Source organism: uncultured Methylobacterium sp., assembly GCF_964242245.1.
GTDB lineage: Bacteria > Pseudomonadota > Alphaproteobacteria > Rhizobiales > Beijerinckiaceae > Methylobacterium.
Window position 1 is genome coordinate 1 of record NZ_CAXTBY010000206.1, and the last position, 3,333, is coordinate 3,333.

At 67.2% G+C, this 3,333-nt stretch carries 3 protein-coding genes; all 3 read right to left on the reverse strand.

Annotated features, from left to right (window positions below; all coding sequences use genetic code 11):
* Positions 1-206 precede the first annotated feature (206 nt).
* On the reverse strand, positions 207-1,442 hold the full coding sequence (locus ACFE8Y_RS21345; protein WP_375466369.1) for an NAD-dependent succinate-semialdehyde dehydrogenase: 1,236 nt from the start codon (positions 1,440-1,442) through the stop codon (positions 207-209).
* A gap of 506 nt (positions 1,443-1,948) precedes the next feature.
* On the reverse strand, positions 1,949-2,200 hold the full coding sequence (locus ACFE8Y_RS21350) for a hypothetical protein (RefSeq protein ID WP_375466370.1): 252 nt from the start codon (positions 2,198-2,200) through the stop codon (positions 1,949-1,951).
* A gap of 98 nt (positions 2,201-2,298) precedes the next feature.
* Positions 2,299-3,123, reverse strand: a complete 825-nt coding sequence (gene panB, locus ACFE8Y_RS21355; RefSeq protein ID WP_375466371.1) for a 3-methyl-2-oxobutanoate hydroxymethyltransferase — start codon at positions 3,121-3,123, stop codon at positions 2,299-2,301.
* Positions 3,124-3,333: the final 210 nt, after the last annotated feature.

Here is a 3,333-nt window from a genome sequence, read left to right on the forward strand (position 1 = left end):
CACAGAACGAACGGCATGTCGCCGATGTCCAGAATTCGGCACCCTCTGAGCTCAGGGAAATCCTGGGCTCGATGTGCCTTCCAGCCGACGGATCCCGCGCTGGGCGACGACGTGGTCAAGATCATTGCCAACTGTCCCCGGAGACAGCCAGCAATTCCGTAACCGAACGCGGGCCGATGCGCAGGTCTATCGGTGTCGGGTCCGAGTCAGCCTGCAACGACGATCAGTTTCCTGTTGACGAACTCCTTGATGCCGAGGTCGCCGAGTTGCTGTCCGAAGCCGGAGTTCTTGATGTCGCCGAACGGCAGCTCCGGCATCGAGCCGGTGGCGGTGTTGATGTAGACCATGCCGGTCTCGATCCGCGAGGCGAGCGACTTGGCGCGCTCGATGTCGCCGGCGAAGATCGAACCCCCGAGGCCGAAATGCGAGTCGTTGGCGAGTTCCACGATCTCGTCGTCGGAGCCCACGACGTAGATCTGCGCGACCGGCCCGAAGAGTTCCTCGTAGAAGGCGGGATTGTCGCGGGCGATCCCGGTCAGGATCGTAGGCTCGTAGAAGTACCCCTGCCGGTTGGCCGCCTTGCCGAAGAGCAGCGTCGCACTCTTGGCGACCACCGCCTCGACTTGGCTCTCCAGACGGTCGCGCGCGCCCTTCGACGACAGCGGTCCGAGCGTCGTCGACGGATCGAGGGGATTGCCCAGGATCACACCCTTCATCCGAGCGGAGAAGGCGGCGAGGAAGCGGTCGGCGATCGATTCCTGCAGCAGGAAGCGCTTGGCGGCCGTGCATACGTGCCCGGCATTGGCGAGACGCGCCCGGGCGCCGACCTCGGCGGCCTTCTCCACGTCGGCATCGTCGAGGACGATGAAGACGTCGTTGCCGCCGAGTTCCAGCGTCGACTTCTTCAATTTCTCCGACGCGCGCGAGGCGACTGCGCTGCCGGCCCGTTCCGAACCCGTCAGCGCCACACCCTGGATGCGGTCGTCGCCGATCAGGTCGGAGACCTGCGCGTTCGAGATGTAGAGGTTCGTGCAGGCCCCGTCCGGCGCCCCCGCCTCGCGGACCGGCGCCTCGAACAGTTCGGCGCAATGCGGCACGATCTCGGCTTGCTTGAGCAGGATCGGATTGCCGACCGCGATCGCCGGGGCGACGACGCGCACGAGCTGGTAGAACGGGAAGTTCCAGGGCTCGACCGCCACCAGCACGCCGATGGGGTGATGCTCGACCCAAGCCTCGCCCAACTTGGTCTGGTAGGGCACGGGCTTCAGGAACTCGGGGGCCTTCTCCGCATAGTAGCGCGCGATGCCGGCGCAAATCTTCAGTTCGTTGCGGCTCTGCTGGATCAGCTTGCCCATCTCGACGCTGATCGCCTCGGCCAACGCCTCGCTTCGCTCGGTGAGCAGGTCGGCAAGCTTTGCCAGCACCCGCAGGCGGTTCGCCATCGGGCCCCGCGACCATTTGGACCGATAGGGCGCGGTGGATAGGTCTTCACCAACTCTTCGGTAAAGGGATTGATCGTCGAATAGGCGGACGTGGCAGTTCCTTTTCCTGGCGTGGGCAGACCCGTGCCGAGTGCTGGGGGCCGGCGTCGGCCGTCCGTGGCGTCGACGCGAAGAAGGACTGTCGGAGGGGCGTGCGGGCATTCGGCCGTTCCCGCGTCATCGCCCTGCCAAGCAGAGCGGGCACCCATCGCGAACCGTGCGGCACTCCGCGCAGCAGGCGTCGAAGCCGATCGCTTGCCTGCGCGACGCAATATATGGCCGTGCATAGGGCATATCAGGCCCGGTGCACCGATTCCATGCCCGTGGGAGGGCCGCGGCTGCCTCAGCACGCGTCGAGGATGATGATCGGCGACCGAGGCGTGGAAGCCTTCAGCGCAACGCGGAGCGGCGCGCGATCGATGGCGGTTTGAGGGCTGCCGCTGCCGATCCGTTCGGCATTCGATCGATCAGCCGTCTGCACCTAGTGTGGCGGTCCGATCCGAGAGATCGAGCTTGGTCGCGGTGCCGACCAGGATCGCGCGGATGCGGAGATCGAGGCCGGCCGTCAGGTCCGCGACGCGCATGTGGACGGTGCTGCCCGCGGCCGTGCCGGTGACCCAGAGATCGTAGGTCAAGCCCTCGCTGCGGAGATGGCTGAGCAGGCGTTCGGACCCGATCCGGACGGCCTCGTTGTTCAGCGTGACGCAGCGGCTGTCCATGCGGGCTCCGATCCTCCGACGACAACGCACGAACGGCCAAGTTCGATCGATCCGTACTTGCTACGCAGGCGGAACTCGGAGGACTCGCGAAATCCCACTCAGCGCGGTGCGTAGGTGTGATCGGTCGCCGGGAAGCGGCCGGTGCGGACCTCGTCCGCGTAGGTCCGCACGGCCTCCTCGATGTGCGTGCGCAGGGAGCCGAAGCTCTTGACGAACTTCGGCGCCCGCTCGGAGAGGCCGAGCATGTCCTCTAGCACCAGGATCTGCCCGTCGCAGGCCGCCGAGGCGCCGATGCCGATGGTCGGCGCGGTCACCGCCGACGAGGTCGCGATGGCGTGCGCCACCGGCTCGACGATGCCCTCCAGCACGATGGCGAAGGCGCCGGCCTCGCTGATCGCGCGGGCATCCTCCATCAGGACGCGCTCGCCGTCGGGTCCCCGACCCTGCACCTTGAAGCCGCCCATCGTGTTCACCGATTGCGGCGTCAGGCCGATATGGCCCATCACCGGCACGCCGCGCTGCGTGAGGAACGCGACCGTCTCGGCGAAGCGCGCCCCGCCCTCCAGCTTGATCGCCCCGGCGCCGGTCTCCTTGAGGACGCGGGCGGCGCTGAGGAAGGCCTGCTCGCGGGAGGCTTCGTAGGAGCCGAACGGCATGTCGACCACGACGAGCGCTCGTGCGGTCCCGCGGATCACGGCCTGGGCCTGAAGGATCATCATCTCCAGGGTGACGGGCAGCGTCGATTCCATGCCGTGCATCACCATGCCGAGGGAGTCCCCGACCAGGATGAAGTCGCAATAGGCGTCGAGGATGCTCGCGGTGTGGGCGTGGTAGGCGGTGAGCGCGATGATCTTGCGCCCTTCCGCCTTGCGCTTGGCAAGATCGACGGCCCTCAGGCGCCGCGACTGCACGACCTGCGACATGGCCTCGAAACTCCGTTCCCGCGGTGCCCACGGAAGGGGCGTGCCGCGTCCGTTCGCGAGCGGCGACCGACGCAGCGACACCCGCCGGCCGCGCCCTCTTACAACGGACGACAGGGATGAGGGCTCGATTTTATTTCTCGGTGGACGTTGAGGCCGACCCTGCCTTGTCCCGCCGCCGGTCCACGCACGCCGTGCCCGATCCGGTCGGGC

What these genes read in the sequence shown, in the direction of transcription:
- ACFE8Y_RS21345 (WP_375466369.1), bottom strand. Translation starts at nt 1,442, where the DNA reads ATGGCGAACCGCCTGCGGGTGCTGGCAAAGCTTGCCGACCTGCTCACC.
- panB (WP_375466371.1), bottom strand. Translation starts at nt 3,123, where the DNA reads ATGTCGCAGGTCGTGCAGTCGCGGCGCCTGAGGGCCGTCGATCTTGCC.
- ACFE8Y_RS21350 (WP_375466370.1), bottom strand. Translation starts at nt 2,200, where the DNA reads ATGGACAGCCGCTGCGTCACGCTGAACAACGAGGCCGTCCGGATCGGG.